Raw genomic sequence first — 23,637 nt, 5'->3', positions numbered from 1 at the left:
CGTAGCAGGTCATGATGTGCAGTTCTTCAGGCATCGCCGGCAGATGAGTCCGCACGCGAGTGAGGCAAGGGTGTCGTGCAGGTCCGGCGTCGTTCCCGGTGGACGCTCAGACGCTTGAACTGGGTGCCACGGGCTCGTTGTGAGCGATGAGCCCCTGGCAAAGACGGTCACCAGCGCTAGGCCGGCGCGTGAACAACTGCGGGAGTGGGCAAGCTCTGCCCGTCCCGTGCACGTCGGCGCAGGAGGCTGCGGAGTGTCCACCATCGAGGAGCGCGTGAAGCGCATCATCGCCGAGCAACTGAACGTCACGCTTGAGGAGGTGACGAACAACGCGTCATTCGAGGAACTGGGAGCGGACTCCCTGGACCTCGTGGAGCTCGGTACGGCACTGGAATTTGAGTTCAGCACGGATATACCCGATGAGGAGGCCGAGAGGATCACCACCGTTCAGGACGTCATCGACTGGGCCAAGGCACACCAGCGGTAGGCCAAGGAGGCGACATGAGCGGTCCGGAATAACGCGTGACACGTCTCGCGGCCGACCGGCTCGGTATCCCGGCGGAGTCCGTGGCTCCCCGGGCCGGCTTTGCCGCCACTTGGGTTGATGTCCTCGCCGTACTGCCGTTCACCGAGAATCAGCGGAAGGGCGAGAGCGACGCCCACTACGGGCTCTCAGCCGTACCGTCGGCGTGAATGTCGGGGCCTGGTTCAGCCGGAGCAGTCGCAGCCGTCGCAGCCGTCGCAGCCAAGGTGGCAGCCGCAGGCGTTCATCTCCTTCCACTGGGCGGGGATCCCGGCAGCAGGGGTCGCACAGCAGCCCTTGCCCTTCCAGGCGTCACGGCCTTCCTTGCACGACCATCCTTGATGGCGATGGCGACGATGGCCAGGGCGGCGATGGGCGGCCCAGGACCAGCCAAGGGTCACGTTGAGGGCCATGCCGACCAGGAGCGCGGCGGACAGGTGGGTGCACAGCAGGGTCTGCTTGGAGTCGGCGACCGCGCTGGCGGAGCCGAACCCGCGGCCCGCGCGGCTCTGGGCGGCGGGCAGGAACGGCATCACCTGCAGCGACAGAGCCGCCAGGGCGATCCGGGGATGGAACGCCCTGCTTCCCCGGTGCCGGCCGGCGTGCGCACGGCATCGACGGCGGCGTAGGCGGCGTAGACGGCGTAGACGGCGAGTGCGAAGAAGGAGACCGCGATGATCCGCAGAGTGCGCTTCTCGCGGGCTTCGCGGACGGCGTGGTCGCGGGCGGAGAACTGCCGGGCGACCGCGGCGGCGGAGCAGACCTCGATGATGGAGTCGAGGCCGGAGCCGATGAGGGCGGTGGAGGAGGCGAGTGTCCCGGCGGTGATCGCGACGATCGCCTCAATGACGTTGTAGGAGATGGTCACGGCGACCGCGGAACAGACCGGGCTCATCCTTCTTTCGTCGAGGGACGGGGAGAAATCGACGGTGTGTGCCGGTCTACGTCTGTGCGGCGAGGATCGAGGGCCATGGTGAGATGGTGGCGCAGGAGGCGGCCGAGGCGGCGGTCGACCAGGCGGTTCAGCGCGGCGGCCAGCAGCAGGGAGAGGAAGAGCCCGAGGCCGATCGAGGGGAGCAGGCCGAGGCCGGGGACCGTTTTGAGGATGCCGCGGGTGGCAGGTATGCCCAGGCTTTGGTGGACCAGGTAGAAGGGGTAGGTCAGGGTGCCGGCGTAGACGAGGGTGCGCCATTGGAGATGGCGCAGCGGTCCGGGGCCGGCCAGGGCGAGCAGGACGAGGAAGCCGGTGAGGACTGCTGCGCTGACCGGCCAGTTGGAGCTGGGGTGTGTGGCGACGCGGTCGTCCAGGACGGTCAGGGTGTAGCACCAGGCGAAGCCGGCCAGGAGCCACAGGAGCAGGTTGGGTCCGAAGCGGTGCATCAGGTAGAGCGCGATGCCCGTCACGAAGAGTCCGGCGTACTGGCTGAGCAGGATCTCGTCCAGGACAGTGGAGTGCAGTTCGCGGCCGATGGACGCCAGGACGAGCCAGAGGAAACCGAAGGCTATGACGCGCCGGTAGGTCAGGCCGATCAGCAGCAGCGCGCCCATGAGGAGGTAGAAGCGGGCTTCCACCCAGAGCGTCCAAGCGACACCGGCGGTGAAGTCCAGGCCGAGCGGGCTGGGGATCATGGTCAGGTTGCCCAGGGTGGTGCGCAGGTCCGTGGGCGCCCCTGACCTCTGTCCGGCGAGCACGGTGACCGTGCCGGCGGCGACGATGATCAGGACGACGGCCCAGTACAGCGGGAAGAGCCGGACGATACGGGAGACGGCGAACTGCGCCGGGGTGCGGCCCCAGCAGCTCATGCAGATGACGAAGCCGCTGATCAGGAAGAACGCCTCGACGCCGAGCCAGCCGTAGCCGCTGATCGCGTGGAGCAGTGGTGCTGCCTGGGGGAGGTCGTAGGCCTCGCCCCAGAAGCGGGGGGTCGGGGTGCCGAGGTAGTGGTAGGCGGCTACGGCTGCGGCTGCGAGCAGTCGCAGACCGTCGACTGCGGCCAGGCGCCCGCCTCCGGCCGGCGTACGGGATATTCGCTGCCCGGCTGCCCGGGACAGGATGCGGGCTACTCGGGTGGGTACGGAGATGGGCATGGGAAGTCCTGTGGCCAGGCGGCCGATCGAAGAAGGCCGTCTGTAGGGGGAAGGGAAGGGGGGGCCCCGCCGCGTCCCGGAATTCGGCAACCGGGCTGTGCTCAGGCGGGGTTCACCGTGTCGGAGCCTCTGCCACGCCGTAGCCGCAGGGCCACGGCGGTGGCAGCGAGGGCGCCGAGGAGCGCCAGGATGTCCTCGCCCCGAACCCACCCGGAGAAGTACATCGTGACGATGAACGGCGCGGCGGCGCAGGCGAGTTGAAGGGTGGTGCGGATTCCGGCGAAGGCCCGGCGGCCGACCAGGAACAGGGCCGCGGCCATCGGGACGCCGAACCGCCAGGGGAAGTGCAGACCGATCCCGAGCGGGTCGATGACGGCGACCGCGCCCACCAGAAGGACGGTCCACACCACCAGCGCGAGCATCCCCGCCGCGCCGCGCACCCGGCGGGCCGGGCGCAGATCGGGCGGGCAGGCCAGCGGGAGCGCAGCGATCAAGATCGGCGCGAGCAGGAACCCCACGAGTTCCCACCGCAGGTCGGGCGGCATGCGCCAGACCGGGTAGAGGAAGGTCACCGAGCTGCCCACCGCCCCGGCGACCGCGCACAGCACCCCGGGGAGATAGCGCCCGGCCAGCGCGACCACCGCGCCGATCAAGGTCAGCAGGAAGCAGCCGTTCATGAGGGTCATGAACACACTCACGCGGTCGGCGGTGCCCACGGCACGCATGACGTACCAGTCTCCGGCGCTCCCGATGAGGTTGAAGGCGGCGTAGGCGGCCGTCGCGGCCAGGGCGAAGGGGGCGATGGCAGCGAAGAGCCGTCCGCCCGGGTGTGCGGAGCCCAGGCCGAGGCGCAGCCGCACGGCGTGCGTGGCGATGTCGGCGGCCTCGCGGAGACGGGCGCGCCGGCCCGCCCCTTCGGTCGCTTCCCGGTAGGACTCGGCTATCTCGTCGCCGAAGGCGCGGCGGAAGCCGGCCGGGTACAGGCGCAGCAGTACGGGGTTCACGCGGTGGCCGCCTTGCTGGTGGCGCCCAGGCGCCGTGTGGCCTCGCGCGCGGTGGCCGCGATTCGCTCGGCCTCGGCGGCCAGGGTCGCACGGCCGGGAGCGGTCAAGGTATAGGTGCGCCGCAGCCGGCTGTCGACGACCTCCTCCTTGTGCACCTCGATCAGCCCCTGCTGCAGCAGACGCTCCAGCGCCCCGTACAGCGTGCCGGTCCGCATCTTCACTCGCCCGCCGGAGATCGACTCCACCTCGCGCGCGATCGCGTAGCCGTGCCGCGGCTCGTCGGCGAGGGCGGTGAGGAGGAGCAGGGTCGGTTCCTGCATCGCACGGTCAGTCATGACACCACTATATGTCATTCACCGGCATATGCTGAAAACCGTCCGGATCAAGAGCGGGCAAGACGGGGAGTCCGCCGCCTCCACGGCAACTACCACGCCGACTACCGCGCACGGGCGGCACCGCCGAGGGCGCCGTCTGGTCACCTACTCCGAGAGACGAGCGCGGGGCCGACGAGAGGTACCTGCTGGTGGGCCTGGCCCGATCCCTGAGCGACGCCTGATCATGGCTGAACTACAAACCCGTCATGGCCTCCGCGCACGACGGCCGCCCGTAATGGGCCCTCGCGCCGGAGATCCAGGCATAGCCCGCTCCCCGCTCTGCCGGCAGCAGCACGTGTACCGCCCTGTCGTCGGCAAGGCCCTGGAGTTACGGTCGCCGGCGGGTGCAGTGCTGGTCCGGGTCGAGTGCTGGGCTGCCCCCCTGTATTCCGGGAAGAGCAGTTGCCCCAGTTCTCGCGTCGAGCAATAAGAGTGTGAACGTTCTGTACATGTTGAACGCCGCTCGGCTCCCCGCTCGTTGAGCCCACCATGACGCAACCGCCGCCCGGATACGGCCACCCCCCAGCAGCCCCGCCGCACCCGTATGCTCTGAAGCCGGCCCGACACTGGTGGCAGCACCCGGCGCTCGTCATCACGGCACTGGTCTTGTTACCGCCCGGCGGCATCGCGCTCGCGTGGCTCAGTCACTGGATCCGGACGAAGAAAATCGTCGCCACCGTCCTCGCCAGCCTCTGGTTCATCACACCGTTCCTCGGCGACCCGCCAAAGGACCCGAAGGATGACGCCAAGCCGAAGGCCGCTGCGACCACCCCGTCCGCGAGCCCGGCCCCCAGCAGACCACCCAGCTTCGTGGGCCAGAATCTCAAGACCGCCAAGGCCGCGGCCTACGACGCCGGGTACGGAGCCATCTCGCACGACGCCTCGGACGACGACGCCGGCCAGTGGGACGACAACAACTGGAAGGTGTGCTTCCAGGCCATGTCGGCCAAGAAGGTCGCCACGAGGCCCACGCTCGACTTCGGCGTGATCCGCAACGAGTGGCCGTGCCCTGCGAAGGATGACGAGCCGATCCCCTACCCGAAGATGCCGAAGGTCATCGGCCAGACCTTCGCGAAGGCATCCGTGACACTCAAGCCGCTCGCGTTCAAGGCGATCGAAGCCGCCGGCGCCTACACCGACGTCGCCCTCCCTGCCGCAGTGGACAACTGGGCTGTCTGCTTCCAGAAGCCGGAGGCGGGCGAGGAAATCGAGTACCCGAAAACCACCACGGCGCATCTCAAGGTGACCGCGCCGGGCACTGCGTGCCCGAATGCGGAGTCCACCGAGCTGCACCCGGACCCGACGCCGCCCAGCACGGGCGATGGCGACTCTGATGACTCCAGTTCCTCGTCGCTCGGCGGCTCCTCCGACTCCAGCAGTGACAGAAGTGTCGGCACCGTCACCCCCGGCGCCTACTGCTCCACTCCCGGATCGACGGGCCTCAGCAAAAAGGGCACCGTATACACGTGCAAGGGCCCTGACCGAGAACGCTGGCGCCGCTGAGCATCGAAGCTCCCACCCCGGAGGGCAGTTCCGGTATTGCTCCATGAACGCTGATCTACGCCGCCTCGGAGCTCCTGCGGATCACCTCGCTGGCCCGCTCCAGGCCCTGCACGGCGCTGTCGTACTCAACCTGTACGGTCAGCCTCCCGTCGCAGGTGACCGCGGTCAGCTTCGGTGACATCCCCTCCGCCATCGGGTACCGCTCGTCGCGATCAACGCTCAAGCCTGGCGGCGTCAGTGACGGGGGATCCGGCTGACGTTGGAGACGGCGATCGTCGGCCAAGCCCCGAGAGCCACCACCTCCGCCTCGCTGCGGACCCGCTGCGAGGCGAGCAGCAAACGTGCGGGGTCGCCCCCCGGGCGAGTGTCCCTCCCCGACCCGGCAACGCAGCAGCGGATGCACGGCTGCGAGTTCGGCCAGGGCGCGCCGCCGCAGGCCGATGTCCATGGGTGCCGCGTACGGCCGACCCGATGAACAGGGGCATGCCGACGCCCGGGGCGCTCCCGAATCGCGCCGACGCGCTGAAGTAGTCGGTCTCGAAGGGAGAAAGGGGTACCGCTCCTGGGTGGATCGGGCCGGAGGAGTCCGTGCTTGCCCGAAGGCAGCTCGGCCCGGTCAGTCCGGCGGACCGATGAGTTTGAGCAGATGGGACTCCAGGTAGTCCAGGAGTTCCTCGCGCGCGCCGGGCTCGTCGGGCTCGTCGGCGGGCCAGCTGACGACGGCCTCTTCGGCGAAGGCGGTCCAGGCGCGGGCGGTGAGCGCCAGTCTGGGCGGGGCCGGGTGGCCGGTGTGGCGGTGGAACTCCAGTACGCGCCCGGCCAGCTCCCGCCGGGTTTCGTCGACGACCTCCTGGACGGCCGGGTCACCGGCCGAGGCACCGCGCACCAGCGTCACGTACAGCTGCCGGTGCTCCCGTACGTAGTCCACGAAACCGCTGGTCATCGCGTGCAGGGAGGCCTGCGCATCGGCTCCGGGCGGTGGGGTGGTCCGGTCCAGCAGCTCATTGCACGCCGTGCGCACCACTGCCTGGTGATAGTCGCGCTTGGACGCGAAGTAGTGGAAGAGCAGCCCCCGGGAGATGCCGGCGCGGCGGGCGACCTCGTCGGTGGACAGGGCGTCCAGGGGGTGCTCGGCCAGCAGCTCCAGCCCGATCTTCACCAGTTGCTGCCGACGCTCTTCGGGGGCGAGGCGGCGGGATCGGGCAGCGGACATGCGGATCAGTCTATGGGCAGGCAGGGCGCCGGACGGCGGTGGCCGGGCCAGGCTTGTTTGACAGTGCTCAATAAGGCGTCTAGACCTGTACCAGGACTATTGAGCAATGCTTAACAAGGAGTGGTCATGGCAACCATGCGCGCCGCGCGCTTCGACACAGCCACCGGTGAGCTCTCCGTGCAGGAAGTACCCGTGCCACGGCCGGCGCCTGGTGAGGCACTGGTGAGGGTCGCGGCCTGCGGGATCTGCCATTCGGACCTGAGCCTGCTGCACGGCCTGGCTCCGTCCCGGCTGCCGGTGATCACTCCTGGACACGAAGCCGCGGGCGAGATCGACGGCCTCGGCTCGCCGACTCCGGGGTGGAACGTGGGCGACCGAGTGGTGCTGGCCGCCGGGAAGGCGTGCGGCGCGTGCCGGGCGTGCGTGGCCGGCGGCGGGCTGGACGACTGCCTGGACCAGCGGGTGATGGCCTTCGACTACGACGGGGCCTGGGCCGAGTACGTGGTCGTGCCGGTCGCCGCGCTGTGCCGCGTATCGGACAGCATGCCGCTGGAGCAGGCGGCCGTGCTGGCCGACGCCGTCTCCACTCCGTACGCCGCGGTCGTCGAGTCCGGCCGGGTACGGCCCGCCGAGTCGGTCGGCATTTGGGGGCTGGGCGGCGTGGGCACCCACCTGGTGCAGGCCGCCCGGCTGGTCGGGGCCGCACCGATCATCGCCCTCGACCCGCTGCCCGCAGCCCGCGAACGGGCGCTGGAACTCGGCGCCGACCACGCCCTCGACCCGACCGCCGAGGGCGTGCCGGACCGGATCGCCGAGCTGACCGAGGGCGCCGGGCTGGACGTGGCCTTCGACGTCGTGGCGCGGAGCAGCACGATGGCTCAGGCCAACGCCGCGCTGGGCCACCGGGGCAGGCTGGTGCTGATCGGGGTCTCCCCCGACCAGCTGGATCTGGGCCCGGAGGCGGTGTATGCGGTGTCGCGGCACACCACGATCGGGCATCTGGGCTACCGAAAGAGCCACCTTCAGGAACTCGTCCGCCTGGTGTCCCTCGGGCGTCTCGACGTCTCCCGTTCCGTCAGCGCCGTACTGCCACTGGAGGACATCGCCGAAGGCATCCGGCGATTGGAAAACAAGGAGGGCAACCCGGTCCGCATCGTGATCAAGCCCTGAACCCTGAACACCGGCCGGCGCCCGGACCTGCCTCGGCTCGTGTCCAGCCCGTAGCCGGACGGCGTCCGACGACGACCGCGGCGCTGCCGACCAGGTACGGGCTGGAGGTGCCATCACGGAATCCGACGTGCTCGCGATCCGAAGCGCTCGCGCCGGTGGCCGGGACACCACTGTCGAGCCGACAGACCAGGCTCGCCCCGGCCGGCCACCCGGCCGCTTCCACCGCTCGCACAGCCCCGGGCCGACGCTCGCCGGATGCCCGAGTGCACAGGCACCAGGCGGCCTCCGCATCGGCGCCGGGCCGACGTCGGCTCGCTCCCTCCGCGGAAGCGGCCTGTGCTGCTCTGTGCACGCCGCGTCCGCGGTGGTGGCATGAAGCGAGCCCGTACACGTCGAACGGGAGGTGGTCCCATGTTCGGATCAGTGACGATTGCCCGGTACCGCCTGGCCTGGAAGCGCTGTCCGACCGCCTGAGCCCGGCGAGCCGCTCTCCGTGCACCAGCTGGCTCCACCGCTGTCGATGGTTGAGACGCACTGAAGTTGCAGGCTCCGCGGCACACGCAAGCCCCACTCGAAGTCGCGGAAGTGCCGCAGTAGCGCGCCGCGGATCCCGGGGACTGCGTGGGTGGGAAAGGCATGGCCGAGTGCAGGGTCGAATGCCTCCACCGCGCTGAGCAGCGCCACGGCCGCGATCTGGCGCAGGTCGGCTGCGTTTTCTCCGCGTCGGAGGAATCCGCGGCTGATGCGCTCGGCCATGGGCAATCAGGTCATGACGATCTCCTGCCGGAGACGGTCCCGCTGCGGGCCCGGGGCCATGGAGAGCAGCCGGATAAAGGCCCTCCGTGGTGTCGGGGCTGTTGCAGGGGGACCGTGCGGCTGTGGTCATGGTGCGCCCTCCTTTGCCGGGACCGGGGCCGACGGCTGCAGCGTCGTGCGGAATCTCAGTGTGCGGTGGCAGCCTTGAAGAGGTGGTCTTGGTCAGGCGAATGGCCGTAGCGCCCGCGCGCCCCGGCTACCGGAGGGGGAGCCGCTCACCCGGCGGTGCCACTGGTGGTGAGCCTGGCATCAGTGCCGCCGGCACGCTGATCTATTCGATTCCTGTTCGTTAGCGGTGGGATGTGCGGGGAACATGGAAGGGCATGCCAACTCCCCGTCGTGTGTTGCACGAGTCCTACTGGATGGATTCCGTCCCTGGCCCCGCCTATGACACCGCAGGGCCCGACGCCGAGGTCGAGACGGACGTCGCGGTCGTGGGAGGGGGGATCGCGGGGCTGTGTACGGCGTGGGAGCTGGCCCGGGCGGGTGAGAGCGTGGTCGTGCTCGAAGCCGACCGGATCGCCGCGGGCGTCACCGGCTACACAACGGCGAAGGCGTCCGCACTGCAGGGCCTGGCGTACAGCCGGATCCGCGACGCGCACGGTCCGGAGGCGACGGCTCTGTACGCGCGTTCACAGCTGAACGCCGTCGAGCACACTGCCGCACTCAGTGGCGTTCTCGGTGTCGATGCCGACCTGGAACGCGCGTCCGCCTTCACCTACGCCGAAACGGCCGAGGCCGCCGATGCCGTCCGGGCGGAAGCCAGGGCCGCTGGGGAAGCGGGGCTGGACGTCCACTTGATCAACGACCCGGCGGACCTGCCCTTCCCCATGGTGGCCGCGGTCTGCCTGCCGGAGCAGTTGCAGTTCCACCCGCGGAAGTTCCTGCTGGCGCTCGCGCAACGGTTCACGGCCGACGGCGGCCGCATCTACGAACGCAGCCGCGTAACCGGCCTGCACGACGGCGCCCGCTGCCGGCTCACGACAGAGTCCGGGGCGACCGTCCAAGCCCGTGACGTGGTCATCGCCACCCACTACCCGGTCTTCGACCGTTCGCTGCTGTTCGCCCGGCTCTCACCGCGGCGCGAGCTCGTGGTCGCCGCCCCCGTACCCGCCGATCAGGCTCCCCAGGGCATGTACATCACCACCGAAAGCAACACCCGCTCCCTGCGCACAACCCCGTACGGGGAGGGGCAGCGCCTGCTGATCGTCACCGGGGAGTCCTTCACACCTGGGTCGGCCGCCGTGGAGGAGCGGTTCGCCCGTTTGCAGCACTGGGCGGAGGAACGCCTCCCCGGATTCAGGGACGCCACGGTCCACTACCGGTGGGCCGCCCAGGACAACGACTCCGACGACCACCTGCCCTACATCGGCCCGGCCCACCCCGGTAGCCGGCACGTCCACGTGGCCACCGGCTTCGGCGGCTGGGGCATGACCAACGGTGTCCTGGCCGGCCGCCTGCTCACCGCTCTGATCACCGGCGGCCCGAAGCCCGAGTGGGCGGAGCTGCTCGACCCGCGCAGGCTGCCCCCACTCTCCCGCACCGGAGCGCTGCTGAAGGTACAGGCAGAGGTGGGCCGACACTTCATCGGCGACAGGCTGCGCACCACACACGTCGACGCGGTCACCGACATCGAGCCGGGACAGGGAGCGGTCGTACGCATCGAAGGGCGCCGCTGCGCCGTCTACCGCGAGCCCTCCGGTGCGGCCCATGCCGTCTCCGCCCGGTGCACACACCTGGGATGCCTGGTCCACTTCAACGACGCCGAGCGTACCTGGGACTGCCCCTGCCACGGCTCCCGCTTCGCCACCGACGGCTCGGTCCTGCACGGCCCCGCCGTCCGGCCCCTCGAACCGCGCAGCCTGCCCGCCCCGCCGTCCAGCACCGACGAGAGGTGATCCACGGGGGCCCCACCTACGACCAGCTCTACGCCGAGGCCCAACGCCACAACATCCACGGCCGCTCCTCCATGAACAGGGCAGAGCTCAAGCGCTCCCTGGACCGGTAGGTCGCAGCGCTTCTGTCCTGTCTGTCCTGCCTTCCGAGCATGGGCCGGGGCCGGCCTGCGGAGCGTCATGTGATTCCCCACCTTCACCGTCACGTGATTCACCATGGGGAGGGTGGTGATGCGATGCCGCTCGGCCTGCTTCGCTCTTCACTCGCTGCGCCCTCAGCCAGCTGTCCAGCGCCCCAACAACCATCGCGATGGACGGGCTTCTCACCGGCCCGGCGGACGAGCCGGGGCTCGGCGTGGGCGGCGATGACGAGCCGGGTCCAGCGGTCGCCGGCCTCGGGAGTGCGGAGCTTCGGGGGCTTCAGGTGGTCCGGCCGAGAGCGACCGGCTCGGGCGGCGAGATCGCCCTCCAAGCGGCTGCAGGGGCTGGCCGATCGGCCTGGCACAGCGCCGGCCGTGCGCGCGTACCGCTGTGCCCATGGCCCTTGCGGGAACCGGTGGCCCGGCCGTTGGATGACGGCCGGGCCACCAGAGGGGGTGACTCAGGGCTGGATGTCGTAGTAGCGGGCGAAGAAGTCGACGACGTCTTGCGTGTGCGGGGCCAGCTCGGGGAGCTGCTCCGCGAGGGCGGCCCGTACGGCGCGGGCCATCGAGCGGTGGTCGTGCAGGTGGGGCTTGACGAAGGGGTCGAGGCGGCGGATGAGTTCGTAGCTGCTGGAGATCTTCTCGGCGACCATCGCCTTCTCCAGTGCCGGGGCGTCGTCCGCGAGGTCGTCGGGGAGCTGACGGCTGACGAAGGTGACCCGGTGCAGGACCCGCCAGCACGGGGGTTTGGTGTCCGACTGACGAGCCTGGCGGAGGGCCGCGGCGTTCCGTCGGCGGCCCTCTGCTCTCCCGCACCGCCGGCCCTCGCGACAACAGCAGCCTGGAGGCCCGGGAGGACGTACTGACCTTCACCGGTCCCCCACTGACCGAGCCCCTGGACATTCTCGGGCCGGTCTCCGCTCGACTGAGCATCTCCACGGACACCGGTCACGCCGACGTCTTCACCCGCCTGTGCGACGTCGACGCACAAGGCCGCTCCGTCAACGTCTGTGACGGGCTGGGCCGGCTGCGGACGGACGGACAGGAGCCGTCGCAGATCACCGTGCCGATGAGCTCCACCGCCCACCGTTTCGCCATCGGCCACCGCATACGCTGGCAGATCAGCGGAGGCGCCCATCCGCGCTACGCCCGCAACCCCGGCAACGGGGAGTCGCCGGTGGACGCCACCACCTTCACACCGGTACGCATCACGCTCCACGCAGACTCGGCTTTGCTGCTTGCCACGCATGCCCACGGTTCCGGACTCGCCCCCGCAGGGAACGACTGACCAGCCGGACCCGACACCCCTACCTCACTCCCCCGGCACCGTCTTCGTCGCCCACCCCGACCGCCTTCGGGCTGCCCAGCGCGCGCAGCTGATCTTTGCTGTTCGGGGTGACGTCGACCTGGGCCGTCGCGGCCACGTCCTGCCGGTCGGCCGGGGCAGAACCCCAGCCTCCTCCGGGGGTTTACCACAGGCGCCGCCTGAGGGCGGCCATCGGTTCGTCCGGGGGAAAGCCGGATGGCCAGGTTCCCCCATGCGCTGATGGGATGGACGCCGGCCACCGGCTCCTGAACCGGGAAGCTGCCGCAGGACACAGCCGGAGCCGTCCCTGAACGCAGTCGAACCTCACCGAAATTGGGGATCATCATGCACGTGTTCGCAAGACGCCGGCTGGGCCTCCTCCTCCCGGCCGGCCTCGCCGCGGTTCTCCTGGCCGCATTAGCCGGGCCGGCGTCGGCCGACGCCGATGCCGATGCCCAAGGGGGGTCGGTGACGCGGCCACGACCGGCCGGTCTCCTCCAGCAGGCGGTGAACGCGATTCACGGCACCGGGACCGTCGGGGTGCTCGCCGAGGTGAGGTCGCCAGGCACACGCCACTCCGCACGCGCCGGGACGGCCGAGCTGGGCACCGGGCGGCCGGTGCCGCGGGGCGGCAGCTTCCGGATCGGCAGCGCCACCAAGACCTTCACCGCCACGGTCGTACTGCAACTCGTGGGTGAGGGCCAGATGTCCCTCGACGACACCGTCGAGCGCTGGCTGCCCGGAGTCGTTCAGGGCAACGGCCACGACGGCAGACGGATTACCGTCAGGCAGTTGCTGCAACACACCAGCGCCATCCCCGACGTTCTGGGCGACATCCCCGCGTTGAACAGTGCGGCCGGCTACCGGGCCGAGCGGTTGCGCACCTACACCTCGGAGGAGCTGGTGGCGCTGGCGATGCGGCACCCGGCCACCAACGATCCGGGCGTCTGGTCGTACTCCAACACCAACTACATTCTCGCCGGGATGATCATCAAAAAGGTCACCGGGCACAGCTGGGCGGACGAGGTGAACGCCCGGATCATCGGCCCGCTGAGGCTGACGAAGACCAGTACGCCCGGCAGCTCCCCGTCCATCCCGGGCCCGCACGCCCACGGCTACCGCGGGTTCGGTACCGGCACCGCCCTCGACGTCACGGAGTTCAACCCGAGTGCGGTCGATGCCTCAGGATCGATCATCAGCAGTGCGGACGACCTGAGCCGGTTCTACACCGCGCTGTTCGACGGCCGTCTGCTGGATCCGGCGCGACTTGACGAGATGACGACGACCGTGTCGGCGCCGGAACTGAAGGCGGAGTACGGACTCGGCCTTGCCGAGTTCTCGCTGCCCTGCGGCGGAAGCTACTTCACCCACGTGGGCGGGGTGTCCGGCTACCGCACCCAGGTCGGTGTCACACCCGATGCGACGCGGACCACCGTGGTGCTGGCCACCGGCGACGGGGACAAGAACACCCAGAAGGCCATGAGCCGGCTCATGGAGCAGGGGCTGTGCCGCAGCAAGGTTCAGTAGCCGGAAGGATGTCTTGAGACCGAAGGTCTTGTCGACGCCGCCGGAGTCGTCGGCCAGCCACACTCCACTGACCGTGACCTCGGTGGGCAGGCCGAAGAGGCTACCGTCCACCTTCACCAGGGCCGTTCCGGTCACGCCCCCGAGCTCCGGCCCCCAGTACTGGACCTTGATCTCCGACCCGAAACCGACGTTGGTCTCCTGCGTCCAACGGATGAGCAGGGCGCCCATGCACCAACCGGACTGGAACCCGGCGTTGTCGTGAACAGGCCGTCGCTGCCCGGTGGGGAGCGAATCCGAGCCGCCGACCGGTCTTGGCCGGTCGGCGGCGAGGCAGGGTGTGAGGCAAGGGGTCAGGGTGTGGTGGTGAGGGCGGGCCAGAGGGCGGTGGCGGTGAGGGGACGGGCCAGGCGGTGTGCCCAGTAGGTTTCGTCACCGTCTTCATCCCGCCAGGACCACAGGCGGGTGGTGGCGAAGTGGAGCGGATTGAGCTGCGTGATGCCGACGGCGCCGTGGAGTTGGTGGGCGATGCGGGCGATCTCGGCGGCCGAGGCGGAGGCCTGGGTCTTCGCGGCGGCGACGGCGACGTATGCGGCCGTCCCGCCGGTGTCGAGCGGCACGGCGGCGGCCTGGACGGCGGCGCGGACCAGGGCGGTCTCTTCGATCAGCCGCGCTTCTTCCTGCTTGACGGCCTGGAAGTGGTTGAGCGGACGGCCGAACTGGGTGCGGGCGGTGGTGTGGGCGACCGTCAGATCCACGCAGCGTTCGGCAGCACCGGCGATCAGGGCGGAGCGAGCCAGGGCCGCGCGGAGCCGGGCCTCGTCGAGCAGTTCGGAGGAGATCCGGCGGACCCGCGAGGCGGGGATCTCAAGGGTGGCGAGGTACAGGTCGTCTCGGGGTTCTTCGGCGGCGTTGCCGCCGGGGGTGAGGACGGCCTGGCCGGGGGTGAGGGTGAACAGGACGGGGCCGAAGGGGGCGGCGGCCAGCACGACCACCGCGGTGGCGGCGCGGGCCCAGGGGACACGGCGCAGGGTGCCGGTGACCAGCAGGGCGTCGTCGTCCCCGGAGGAACCGGCCGAGCCGACGCCGGAGGCGGCCGGGTGGGCGTAGCGGATCGTCAGCTCGGGGGCGATCGCGTAGCTGAGCGGTCCGCCCGGGACAGGGAGGCCGACGCGGCACAGCAGGGGGCGGGCGACCAGGGCGGTCTCGGCGAGGGGGGCGGGAACGGCGCGGTGTCCTGCTTCGCAGGCGGCGGCGAGGAGTTCGCCGGTGGAGGCGTCCTCGGGCGGGAGGGCCACGGCGTCGGGGGCGGTGGTGTTGGTGACGACGGCGATGGTGTCCGCAGCGGCGTGAAAGGTGGTGGTGTCGTAGGCGTCGGCGGGGATGACGGGGGTGCTGGTGTCGATGGTGTGAGTAGTGTGGCTGTTCATCGGTGCTGCTCCAGACCTCGGGTGATGATGCCGCGAAGGATTTCGTTGGTGCCGCCGCGCAGGGTGTAGCCGGGGCTGTGCAGCAGGGCGAAGGCGAGCAGTTCGGGGTGGCTGCCGGGGGTGCCGTGCGGGTCTGCCGGGGTCGGCAGGATGCTGCGGACGGTGTCGACCAGTGCGCCCTCCAGGCGGGTGCCGAGGTCTTTGACCAGGGCGGCCTGGGTGTCGGGCGAGTTCCCGGCGTCCAGAGCCGCGGCCACGCCGAGGGACAGCCGGCGGATACTGTGCAGGCGGGCCGTCAGGATGCCGATCTGGACGAGCTGTTCGGCCGTGGCCGAGCGCTGCTCCAGTTCGCGGAGCAGGGAGACCAGCAGGGGGAAGGTGGACAAGTAGCGTTCCGGGCCGCTGCGTTCGAAGGCGAGTTCGCCGGTGACCTGCTTCCATCCGCTGCCCCGCTCCCCGAGCAGCATGCCGTCGGGGACGTCGACGCCTTCGAGGTGGACGGCGTTGAAGCGGTGCTCGCCGCTCATCAGGCGGATCGGCTCGATGCGTACGCCCGGCGCGCGCAGGTCGACGATGAACTGGCTGAGCCCTGCGTGCTTGTCCCCGGTGTCGTCGGTGCGGGCCAGGACGATGGCGTAGTCGTTGACGTGGGCGCCGCCGGTCCACATCTTGGTGCCGGTCAACCGCCAGCCGTCGGCGGTGCGTTCGGCGCGGGTGGTGACCGAGGCGAGGTCGGAGCCGCTGTTCTTCTCGCTCATGCCGATGGAGAAGAAGCACCGCCCGGCGGCGATCCTCGGCAGGAAGAAGCGACGCTGCTCCTCGGTGCCGTGCTGGAGGATGGAGGGGCCGGCTTGCCGGTCGGAGACCCAGTGGGCGCTGACCGGAGCGCCGGCCGCGAGCAGTTCCTCGATCACCACGTAGCGTTCCAGGAAGCCGCGGTCGGCGCCGCCGTACTCGGTGGGCAGGGCCATGCCGACCCAGCCGCGCCCGGCGAGGCGGCGGCTGAAGCCGGGGTCCCAGCCGGCAAGCCAGGAGTCGGGACGGCCGAGGACGGTGCCGCGGGCGCGCTCCTCGTCGACAAAGGCGCGGACCTCGGCGCGGAGTCGGCGGGCCGATTCGGGCAGGGCGGGATCGGGGAAGGCGATCGGAGAAAGCATCGAGGTCGGTGAAAGCGTCGAAGGAGACATGGCTCATTCGCTCCCGGGTTGGTGACTTGATCGGTGCATTGTTTGGTGCATTGATTGGTGCATTGATTGGTGCATTTCTTTGCGTTACGGAGCTTCGTTACGGAGCCTCGCTACGGAAATCGGTCAGCCCGTGGTGTGCAGCACGGAAGGGTCGAAGCCGGCTTCGCGGAGCACCTCGTCGGTGTGCTGGCCGATGCCCGGGCAGGGCCGCAGCTCCGGCTCCGGGTCGGCCGAGTAGCGCACCGGGCGGCCGATGACCCGGTAGCGGCCCTCGGTGGGGTGTTCGGCCTCGTACAGCAGGCCGCCCTCTTGGGCGTAGGCCGTGGTGGCGGCGGAGGCCAGGTCGAGCACGGGGGCGGCGGCGATGCCCGCCCGGTCGCAGAACGCCTGCCACTCGGCGCTGGTGTGGCGCGGCGTCAGCTCCGCGAGCAGCGGATAGAAGGCGTCGGCGTTGCGGGCCCGGTCGGGGCCGGTGGAGAAGCGCGGGTCGGCGGCCAGTTCGGGGCGGCCCACGAAGGCGGTGAAGTCCCGCCAGTTGCGGTCGCTGTGCGGCAGGATGCACATCCAGCCGTCGGCGGTGCGCAGGGCTCGGCGCTGCGGGCTGAGCGAGCGGGCCGAGCCGAAGGCTCCGTCGGCCTCCAGGGCGGCCGCTCCCAGGTGCTCGACCAGGTTGAAGGCGAGCATGGTGTCGGCCATCGGGACCTCGATGTGCTGTCCGGTGCCGCCATGCTCCCGGTAGTGCAGCGCGGCCAGTACCGACTGGGCGATCTGCATGCCGCAGATCTTGTCGGCGAGGACGGTGGGAACGTAGTGCGGTTGGCCGGAGACCTGGTGGTTGAGCCAGACCAGGCCGCTGGCCGCCTGGATGATGTCGTCGTAGGCGGCGTGCGTGCCGTAACGGCTGTCGCTGCGGAAGCCCTGGGCATTGGCGTAGATCAGGCCGGGGTTGACGGCCGCGACCTCGTCGTAGCCGAGGCGGAGCTTCTCCAGGGCCTGCGGGCGCAGGTTGGTGATGAAGACGTCGGCGGTGCCCAGCAGGGCGAGCAGGGCGTCGCGGCCGTGCGGGGCCTTGAGGTCGATGGCGGCGCTGCGTTTGTTGCGGTTCAGGTTGAGTGCCGGGCCGCCCATGCCGGGGTGACGGCGCGGCGGGTAGTGGCGCGTCATGTCGCCCGTGGGCGGCTCGACCTTGATCACGTCCGCGCCCAGGTCACCGAGTTCCTTGGCGGCGTACGGGGCCATGATCACACTGGCCAGTTCGATGACGCGGACTCCGGCGAGGAGTCCTCGGCCGGACGGGCGGATCGGCTTTTCGGGCATCTTGCGGTGCCTCCTGGGGTAGCGGGTGGGGCGGGCGAACAGAGGTGCGCGGACCGCGGCAGTGGCGGGTGCCGGAGAAGTGGCCTAGCGCCACTGGAGCGCGGCAGACCCGAGCGGGGAACGCCGGCCGGCCTGTGGGACCGTGCGCCCGCTGTACGTGAACGGTGTCGCCGGTTCGGTGAGCGGGCCGAAGTCGGTCTCGGCGGTCGACAGCGCGGCGAACGGTGTGCGCCCGGGCCGGGGCAGGTCGGTGACGTCCTCCGGTGCAAGCAGCCCGAGTTCCTGCACCCAGTGGCAGACCCCGGCCAAGGTCACGCGGATCCGCCAGGAGCCGCCCTCGGTCGCACGTCGGCGCAGGACCGCTGCCACGGCGGCGGCCCCGAGGTAGGCGGCGAGGTAGTCATTGAGCAGGTACGTCGGCGGCAGCGACGGCCGGTCGGTCCACTCTTCGATGGCGAACCCCGTTGCTGAGCAGGCGAGTTGGTCGAACCCTCCGCGTTCGCCCCAGGGTCCTTCGGCGCCCCAGGCGTGGTATTCGAGGGTGATGAGTCCGGGGCGACGCCGGACGAGTTCCTCGGTCGACGCCCCGTGCCGGGCAAGTCCCCGGTAGGCGTGCACGAAGACGTCCGCGTCCTGGAGCGCTTCGTGGAAGGCCGCACGGTCGTGATCGTCGCGCAGGTCGCAGTAAGCGTTGCGCTTGCCGCCACCGGTCATCGCGATCATCGGGATCGGGTCGGGGCGGTCGGGACGCGACAAGTGCAGCACGTCGGCCCCGAACTGGGCGAGGAGCCGCGCCGCCACGGGACCCGCGATGACATGGGTGAGATCGAGCACCCGTACGCCCGCGAGCGCCTCATCTGCCTCACCGATCGGCTCCAGTGGCCGGACCGGTCCGTCACCGACGCGTTCGATCTCGACGACCGGACGCTGGGCCACGTACCGCCCGGAGGGGTGCGCGAGCCACTCGTCGCGGGTGCGTACGACGCAGGCGACGCCACCCCGCGCGCAGATGGCCTCCTCCAGCGTGAAGGCGTCCCAGTCGGCCGTGGCCCGCGCGATCCCCACCTTGTCGAGCCCGCACCCGAGCACGGAGCAGACCGCGTCCCGCAGATGCGGATAGGTGGTGATGAGGAAGATCCACCGGCCGTCGCGCGCCCGGTAGAAGTCGTTGTTGCCGAGCAGCGTCGGATCGTCGAGGAGAGCGCCGATCGGGCGCCCCGCCAGCGTCGTGTGATACGTGGCCATGAGCTGGTCGATCGCGGCCCCGGCCTGCACCTCAACCCTCTGGTGCGGGTGACCTCGCTGTTCGCCGACCGCCGCCGTCTGCCGGCCGAAGACACCGATCGCGGCGGACATGGCATCGGCGAGGCGGTGCACCGAGGGTACGAGGGGATCGGCCCCGAGAACGGTGATGTCCTCGGCGCCCCGGGCCGGATCAGGGTCGCCGAGGGTGTGCAGCAGTTGGGAGACGATTTCGCTGGTGGGCATCGGCGGTGTCGGCTCGGCCGTGGTGAGCGTGTGCGAAGTCATGCCGGGATGCTCGTTCCCAGCGCTGCACGAGCACCCGGATTCACGGATATCCGTGAATCGATGCGGATGTCACATCCGCCTCTCCTGGATGTGCGCGAGCAGCCGGGCCGCCGCCCGGTCCAGGCGCAGCCGCTCCGAGCGGCCGCGACGCCGGTGCGTCAGAACGAGGGCGCCCGTGACGACGGGGCCGTCGGTGACGGGGATCGCGAGCGCGCTGACCTCGGGATCGGCCAGACCCTCGCTGCGGCTGATGCGCGACGCGCGGATCGCCGGAAGAGCACGGCGGAACTCCGCGACCGCCTCGGGGTCATGGCGGGCGAGCTCGTCGAGCAGCCCCTGGCGCTCCGCCTCGTCGGTGAAGGCCAGCAGCAGCCGGCCTGCGGCGGTGCGCAGCAGCGGCCGGGCCATGTGCTCGTCGGCAAGCGGCAGGAGGCGGGGGATCTCGTCCTCGCCGCCGCGCGCGAGGTGCACGGCGTCGAGCCCCACCCGCACCGTGAGCAGCACCGGGGTACCCGCGACGCGGCTCAGTTCGTTGAGCTCGGCCTGACTGATCTGCGGGACGACCCGGCCCGCGATGAGGTTGAGGACGTGCGGGGCGGGCCCGAGCCTGAAGCGCCCGTGTCGTTCCAGCAGAAAGCCGGTCGCGGCAAGGCCGCCCACCAGGTCCTGTACCGAGCTCGCCGGCGCCCCGACCGTCCGCGCCAACTCGGCCACGGTCACCCCGCCCGGCTCCCGCGCGGCGGCCTCCAGGATCCACGCGACCCGGTCCACCGTACGGTGACGCCGCCGTCGGCCGTGCTCGCTCATCCCGCCCCACCTTGTCCTTCTTGTACGCCGCCGGCCACCAGCGCCGACACGGCCCGTCGATCCTCTCCCGCACCATCCCGACGAGCAAAGTGAGGCGAACCCCCTGTCCGACCCCGGGCATCACTCACCACCGACGCCCCGCCCCTTGCCTTGGCCGACAATCCCATAGTCGTCACGTAGGGCCACGCCCATGATGTGGGTCATGCGGTACGTATGCGGTTCGTCTGTCTGCGCTGCTCGGGCGCGTGTCGCTCTGACATGCGGCTTGCCGCGGGGCAGGGTCCCCCTCGCACCGTGGCCACAAGCGCGTAGGCAGGTGGCGAGATGAACCCCGTCGAAGCGACCGGCGTCGACCCCGGCGACGCACACAACAGCAGCGAATTCGTGGCCCAACTGCGGCGGCTCAAGACCAGAACCGGCCTTTCCTTTCGTGACATCGAACGACGCGCCCGCCAGCAGGGCTACAGCCTGCCGATGAGCACGGTCGCCAGCGCCCTCAACCGGGACACATTGCCTCACGACGAATTGACCGGCATGCTGCTGCGCACCCTCGACCTGCCGGAAGACGAAGTGGCTCGATGGCTGGAGGTGCGCCGGTCCATGGCCGAGGAGCCCCCGGCCGTGAAGAGCAGAAGCAAGTCCGTGGGAGCGCCGTGTCTTCTGCCCCCGGCTCAGCTTCCTCTTGTCGGGCGCGACGAGGAGATCCACGTCGCAGGCGGGTTCCTGAAGGCGGCCGACGACGAATCGCAGTGCCTGATCATCACCGGGCCGGCCGGTGTGGGCAAGACATCCCTGGCCGTCTACCTGGGGCACAAGTTCATCAGTGAGTTTCCTGACGGGCAGCTCTACGCCGACCTCGGCGGTTTCGGTGCGACGCCGGTGGATCCCCGGAAGGTCCTCGCCACATTCCTGCGCGCCCTCGGCATGCGCAGCTCCGCGATCCCCCGGGACATCGGTGAGCGGGTGGCGATGTACCGAACGTTGCTGGCGCAGCGACGGGTGCTCGTCATCCTGGACAATGTGGCCGGCTCACGATCTGCGCGCGATCTGTTGCCCAACGGCCTGGGGTGCCGGGCCGTCATGACCAGCCGGTCCACTCTTGCCGACAACAGCGGAACACGCCTGCAACTGTCCCATCTGCGCCAGGACGACGCGGTTGTGCTGCTCAGCCACATGGCCGGAAGCAGCCGCACCGCGAAGCGGCCGGTCGTGGCGCACCAGATCGTGACCGAGTGCGGGTGCCTGCCCTTGGCCGTGTGGGTGATCGGCGCCCGCCTGGCCGCCCGCCCGCACATGCCGTTGGAAGACATGGCGCGGGCCCTGGCCGACGAGCGGAGCAAACTCAACGAGTTCACCGTCGGCGACGTCGCCGTACGAGCCAGCATCGAGCTGTCCTACCGGCACCTCGGGGCCTCCGCCCAGCGAGTGCTGCGGCTGATGAGCTTGTGCGGCAGCACCGACCTCTCCTCCTGGGTTGTGGCGGCGTTGCTCGACACTGACCTCGCCGGTGCCGAGCTCCTGCTGGATCAGCTGCTGGAACTGCATCTGGTGGAGATCCGCTCCACGTCGAGCGGCAGAGCCCGCTACCGGATGCACGACATGGTCGCGGCGTTCGCTCGGGAGGCTGCGCACCAGGAAGACGCGGAAGAGCATCGGAAACGTGCACTCGACCGGGTGCTCAGTGCTGCACTCCAGCTGGCACAGACAGCGGATGTCCAGCTCAGCGCCGACTTTCGCGGGATCACCCGCCACCACCACCCGCCGCAGTGGACGCTGCCGGGCGACGATGCCCACCGCCTGCTGTCGCACCCGCTGAGCTGGTTCGACGAGGAGGCGGAGTTCCTTGGCCGGCTCATCGAGCGTCTGATCAGTACCGACGCCACCCTGGCCGGATGTCTGGCGGTGTCGTTGACCACGTTCTTCCAGATCCGCAGTCACTTCGACGAGTGGCGCCAACTGCAACAGAAGGCCCTGGCCGAAGCCGTCGCCAATGGCGACCGTCGCACCGCCGTCAAGCTGCATCGATCCCTCGGTGAGTTGGCCACCATCGTCGACCGGTATCCGGAGGCCATCGAGCACTTCCACAAGGCACTGGACCCGCCGGAGCCGGCGGAGCCGGATTACACCGCCAGCGCCATGGCCGGGTTGGCCTACGTCTACCGGCTCATCGGTCAGCAATCACGCGCGCTGTCCTACTTCGAGCGCGCTGCCGAGCTGGCGCGTTCGATCGACAACGCGAACTGCCTGACGTACGCGATCAACGGAAGCGGCGTCATCTGCTTCGAGCGTGGCGACCTCGCGGAGGCCGAGCGTCTTTATGAGGAGAGTCAGCGGCTCAGCCGGCTCATCGGCTACCAGCCCGGCGAATCGCTGGCGTCGCGGTCGCTGGGACACGTTCACCGTGCCCGCGGGGACTACGCGTCGGCCGCCCGATGCTATGCCCGGGCGGAGAGCCTGAGCCTGAGCGTGGGCGACAGGCTGTCGGCGACACACGCGCGGTGCTGGATCGGTGATGCGCAGGTCCGGCTGGGCCAACCGGCGGCGGGACGCCGGCTGCTGGCGGAATGTCTGCACGTCTATCGGGAATGTGCGAACGAATGGGGGGAAGCGGCCACTCTGCTGAACATCGGCAACGCCCAGCTCGCCGCCGGCCGACCGCGCATCGCCCATCTCCGCGCCACCGCGGCCGCCGCCATCTGGCGACGGCTGAACGCGTTCTACTGGCTTGCACAGGCCCTTGACCAGGTGGCCGCCGCAGCCGACCTGCTGGGAAACAGCGCCGAAGCCACGCGTGCCCGAACGGAGGCACGACTGGCCCGTTCGCAGCTCACCTGATGCCGGTGGGTGCGGTCAGCGCATGACGCACCCGCCGGCATCAGAAGGCATGTCCGTCGCCTGGAGGAACCGCTTTCACCAGGGATAGTGGATCGCTGGGGTCAGCTCCTTGCAGTAGGCGTTGGTGGTACCAGGCTTACTCTTTCCCAGGCACACCCAGATCGACATGTGGCTCAGGTAGCCCTCGAAACCCCACTTGGTTGCCCCAGGAGTAGCGGTGGTGTCCTTCTTGCGCTCGAACTTGAAGGTTGTTCCGCTTTGGTACCGACCCCACAGCCAGACAGTCGCTGCGACGCCGTCGCCGCTGACCAGATCCTTGACCGAGCTCGTACCGGTCTGGGTCTCGAAGTAGCCGTCGCCCCGCAGGCACCACGAGGTCTTTGCGTAGGCCCCCTTCTGACCGTACTTGTTCTTGACGTACGCCTCGGAGCCGTAGCAGATGGGATAGGGGGCAGCAGCGGTCCGAGCAGCCGCTGTGGCCGTCCGGGCAGCCGCTGTGGCCGGTATGGCCGTACCCGCCATCGTCAGCCCCAGCAGGGCGGTGCCGACGGCCAGCTTGCTTGTGACGCTCATGGGAACTCCCTTCGCCGGATCGGCGCAGGCTCGCCAAGGACGATGACTGCGCCGCGGGACAACGATCCGATGCGACCACAGGAGAGTCCGCCTCAGCAGCCCTCGTGCTGTACGAGGGTGTTCGAGTCCGTACGTGGTGACGGAACGTGCGTGGCCGGCGGCGGCCGGGCTCACATTCGTACGCCCTCGTACGGGACCGCCCCTTCAGACAGGGACATGCCGGCTGCTTGGCTGCGGGGTATCTCTTCGTCGGCCGACGGGGCAGTCAAGGCACCCGTCAAAAAGCCAGGAGGTTGATGACTCATGCGGCTTCGCCATGTGCTGATGACCGTCACACTCGCATCAGCGCTCGCGGGCGGCCTTGCGGCCTCTCCCGCTCCAGCCGCTGATCGGTCGATC

Annotated in this window: 19 protein-coding genes and 3 pseudogenes; 8 read left to right on the top strand and 14 right to left on the bottom strand. The window is 70.0% G+C overall.

Annotated elements, in window-relative coordinates; all coding sequences use genetic code 11:
* Window positions 1-253: 253 nt before the first annotated feature.
* Window positions 254-487 carry an acyl carrier protein gene (gene acpP, locus NQU55_RS16675; RefSeq protein WP_168096356.1) on the top strand — a complete coding sequence of 78 codons (234 nt, stop codon included), beginning with the start codon at window positions 254-256 and terminating at the stop codon, window positions 485-487.
* Between the two features lie 221 nt (window positions 488-708).
* On the opposite strand, the pseudogene NQU55_RS16670 reads toward acpP, so the two are convergent.
* The 4 genes and pseudogenes from NQU55_RS16670 to NQU55_RS16655 form a co-directional block, all read right to left on the bottom strand.
* Window positions 709-1,418 (bottom strand): annotated as a pseudogene (locus NQU55_RS16670) (cation transporter).
* Window positions 1,415-2,611, bottom strand: coding sequence for an acyltransferase family protein (locus NQU55_RS16665; RefSeq protein ID WP_256790781.1), 1,197 nt, complete (start codon window positions 2,609-2,611; stop codon window positions 1,415-1,417). Before NQU55_RS16665 ends, NQU55_RS16670 begins: the two are co-directional and overlap by 4 nt.
* A gap of 101 nt (window positions 2,612-2,712) precedes the next feature.
* Window positions 2,713-3,615 (bottom strand): hypothetical protein, encoded by a 903-nt coding sequence (locus tag NQU55_RS16660; RefSeq protein ID WP_168092141.1) that lies wholly within the window; start codon window positions 3,613-3,615, stop codon window positions 2,713-2,715.
* Window positions 3,612-3,950 (bottom strand): PadR family transcriptional regulator, encoded by a 339-nt coding sequence (locus NQU55_RS16655; protein WP_168092142.1) that lies wholly within the window; start codon window positions 3,948-3,950, stop codon window positions 3,612-3,614. Before NQU55_RS16655 ends, NQU55_RS16660 begins: the two co-directional genes overlap by 4 nt.
* Before the next feature lie 528 nt (window positions 3,951-4,478).
* Between NQU55_RS16655 and NQU55_RS16650 the strand changes: the two genes are divergently transcribed.
* Complete coding sequence (locus NQU55_RS16650; protein WP_168092143.1) at window positions 4,479-5,492, top strand: PASTA domain-containing protein; 1,014 nt, start codon at window positions 4,479-4,481, stop codon at window positions 5,490-5,492.
* A 55-nt stretch (window positions 5,493-5,547) separates the two neighbouring features.
* Here NQU55_RS16650 and NQU55_RS16645 read toward each other — a convergent pair whose 3' ends face one another.
* A complete protein-coding gene (locus NQU55_RS16645) occupies window positions 5,548-5,715 on the bottom strand; it encodes a hypothetical protein (protein WP_168092144.1) in 168 nt (55 codons plus the stop codon).
* 393 nt (window positions 5,716-6,108) lie between these two features.
* Window positions 6,109-6,705 (bottom strand): TetR/AcrR family transcriptional regulator, encoded by a 597-nt coding sequence (locus NQU55_RS16640; protein WP_168092145.1) that lies wholly within the window; start codon window positions 6,703-6,705, stop codon window positions 6,109-6,111.
* 126 nt (window positions 6,706-6,831) lie between these two features.
* On the opposite strand from NQU55_RS16640, the gene NQU55_RS16635 reads away from it, so the two are divergent.
* Window positions 6,832-7,875 carry a zinc-binding dehydrogenase gene (locus NQU55_RS16635; protein WP_168092146.1) on the top strand — a complete coding sequence of 348 codons (1,044 nt, stop codon included), beginning with the start codon at window positions 6,832-6,834 and terminating at the stop codon, window positions 7,873-7,875.
* Window positions 7,876-8,295: 420 nt separating this feature from the next.
* Here the strand turns inward: NQU55_RS16635 and NQU55_RS37120 are convergent, their stop codons facing one another.
* On the bottom strand, window positions 8,296-8,631 hold the full coding sequence (locus NQU55_RS37120; protein WP_168092147.1) for a sigma factor: 336 nt from the start codon (window positions 8,629-8,631) through the stop codon (window positions 8,296-8,298).
* A 422-nt stretch (window positions 8,632-9,053) separates the two neighbouring features.
* Here NQU55_RS37120 and NQU55_RS16630 point away from each other — a divergent pair, with 422 nt between their 5' ends.
* Entirely contained in the window at window positions 9,054-10,589 is a 1,536-nt protein-coding gene (locus tag NQU55_RS16630) for an FAD-dependent oxidoreductase (protein ID WP_240976244.1), read from the top strand.
* Window positions 10,590-10,594: 5 nt separating this feature from the next.
* A pseudogene (locus NQU55_RS16625) lies at window positions 10,595-10,699 on the top strand (plasmid stabilization protein); the annotation flags it as partial.
* 488 nt (window positions 10,700-11,187) lie between these two features.
* Here the strand turns inward: NQU55_RS16625 and NQU55_RS16620 are convergent.
* On the bottom strand, window positions 11,188-11,382 hold the full coding sequence (locus NQU55_RS16620; protein ID WP_168092149.1) for a hypothetical protein: 195 nt from the start codon (window positions 11,380-11,382) through the stop codon (window positions 11,188-11,190).
* A 125-nt stretch (window positions 11,383-11,507) separates the two neighbouring features.
* Between NQU55_RS16620 and NQU55_RS16615 the strand changes: the two are divergent.
* Window positions 11,508-12,017: pseudogene (locus tag NQU55_RS16615) on the top strand (CocE/NonD family hydrolase); the annotation flags it as partial.
* Window positions 12,018-12,380: 363 nt separating this feature from the next.
* Window positions 12,381-13,562: a serine hydrolase domain-containing protein gene (locus tag NQU55_RS16610; protein ID WP_168092150.1), complete on the top strand. Its 1,182-nt coding sequence runs from the start codon at window positions 12,381-12,383 to the stop codon at window positions 13,560-13,562.
* 350 nt (window positions 13,563-13,912) lie between these two features.
* Here NQU55_RS16610 and NQU55_RS16605 read toward each other — a convergent pair whose 3' ends face one another.
* The 5 genes from NQU55_RS16605 to NQU55_RS16585 form a co-directional block, all read right to left on the bottom strand.
* The gene (locus NQU55_RS16605; RefSeq protein ID WP_168092151.1) at window positions 13,913-14,989 is read right to left on the bottom strand and encodes an acyl-CoA dehydrogenase family protein; all 1,077 of its coding nucleotides are present in this window, start codon (window positions 14,987-14,989) and stop codon (window positions 13,913-13,915) included.
* The gene (locus NQU55_RS16600) at window positions 14,986-16,146 is read right to left on the bottom strand and encodes an acyl-CoA dehydrogenase family protein (RefSeq protein ID WP_240976245.1); all 1,161 of its coding nucleotides are present in this window, start codon (window positions 16,144-16,146) and stop codon (window positions 14,986-14,988) included. The genes NQU55_RS16605 and NQU55_RS16600 overlap by 4 nt, the downstream gene beginning before the upstream one ends.
* Window positions 16,147-16,299: 153 nt before the next feature.
* On the bottom strand, window positions 16,300-17,493 hold the full coding sequence (locus NQU55_RS16595; protein WP_168092153.1) for a CaiB/BaiF CoA transferase family protein: 1,194 nt from the start codon (window positions 17,491-17,493) through the stop codon (window positions 16,300-16,302).
* Between the two features lie 84 nt (window positions 17,494-17,577).
* The gene (locus NQU55_RS16590; protein ID WP_168092154.1) at window positions 17,578-19,023 is read right to left on the bottom strand and encodes a CoA transferase; all 1,446 of its coding nucleotides are present in this window, start codon (window positions 19,021-19,023) and stop codon (window positions 17,578-17,580) included.
* 69 nt (window positions 19,024-19,092) lie between these two features.
* A complete protein-coding gene (locus tag NQU55_RS16585; protein ID WP_168092155.1) occupies window positions 19,093-19,830 on the bottom strand; it encodes a helix-turn-helix domain-containing protein in 738 nt (245 codons plus the stop codon).
* Between the two features lie 324 nt (window positions 19,831-20,154).
* On the opposite strand from NQU55_RS16585, the gene NQU55_RS16580 reads away from it, so the two are divergent.
* Window positions 20,155-22,665: an ATP-binding protein gene (locus NQU55_RS16580; protein ID WP_168092156.1), complete on the top strand. Its 2,511-nt coding sequence runs from the start codon at window positions 20,155-20,157 to the stop codon at window positions 22,663-22,665.
* A 75-nt stretch (window positions 22,666-22,740) separates the two neighbouring features.
* On the opposite strand, the gene NQU55_RS16575 is transcribed toward NQU55_RS16580, so the two are convergent.
* Window positions 22,741-23,238 carry a hypothetical protein gene (locus NQU55_RS16575; protein ID WP_168092157.1) on the bottom strand — a complete coding sequence of 166 codons (498 nt, stop codon included), beginning with the start codon at window positions 23,236-23,238 and terminating at the stop codon, window positions 22,741-22,743.
* Window positions 23,239-23,637 lie beyond the last annotated feature (399 nt).

The sequence above is a fragment of the Streptomyces telluris genome (assembly GCF_024519335.1).
In the GTDB taxonomy this organism is placed as follows: Bacteria; Actinomycetota; Actinomycetes; order Streptomycetales; family Streptomycetaceae; genus Streptomyces; species Streptomyces telluris.
The sequence above is the reverse complement of the archived record's forward strand: the minus strand, read 5'-3'. Positions and strand labels throughout refer to the sequence as shown.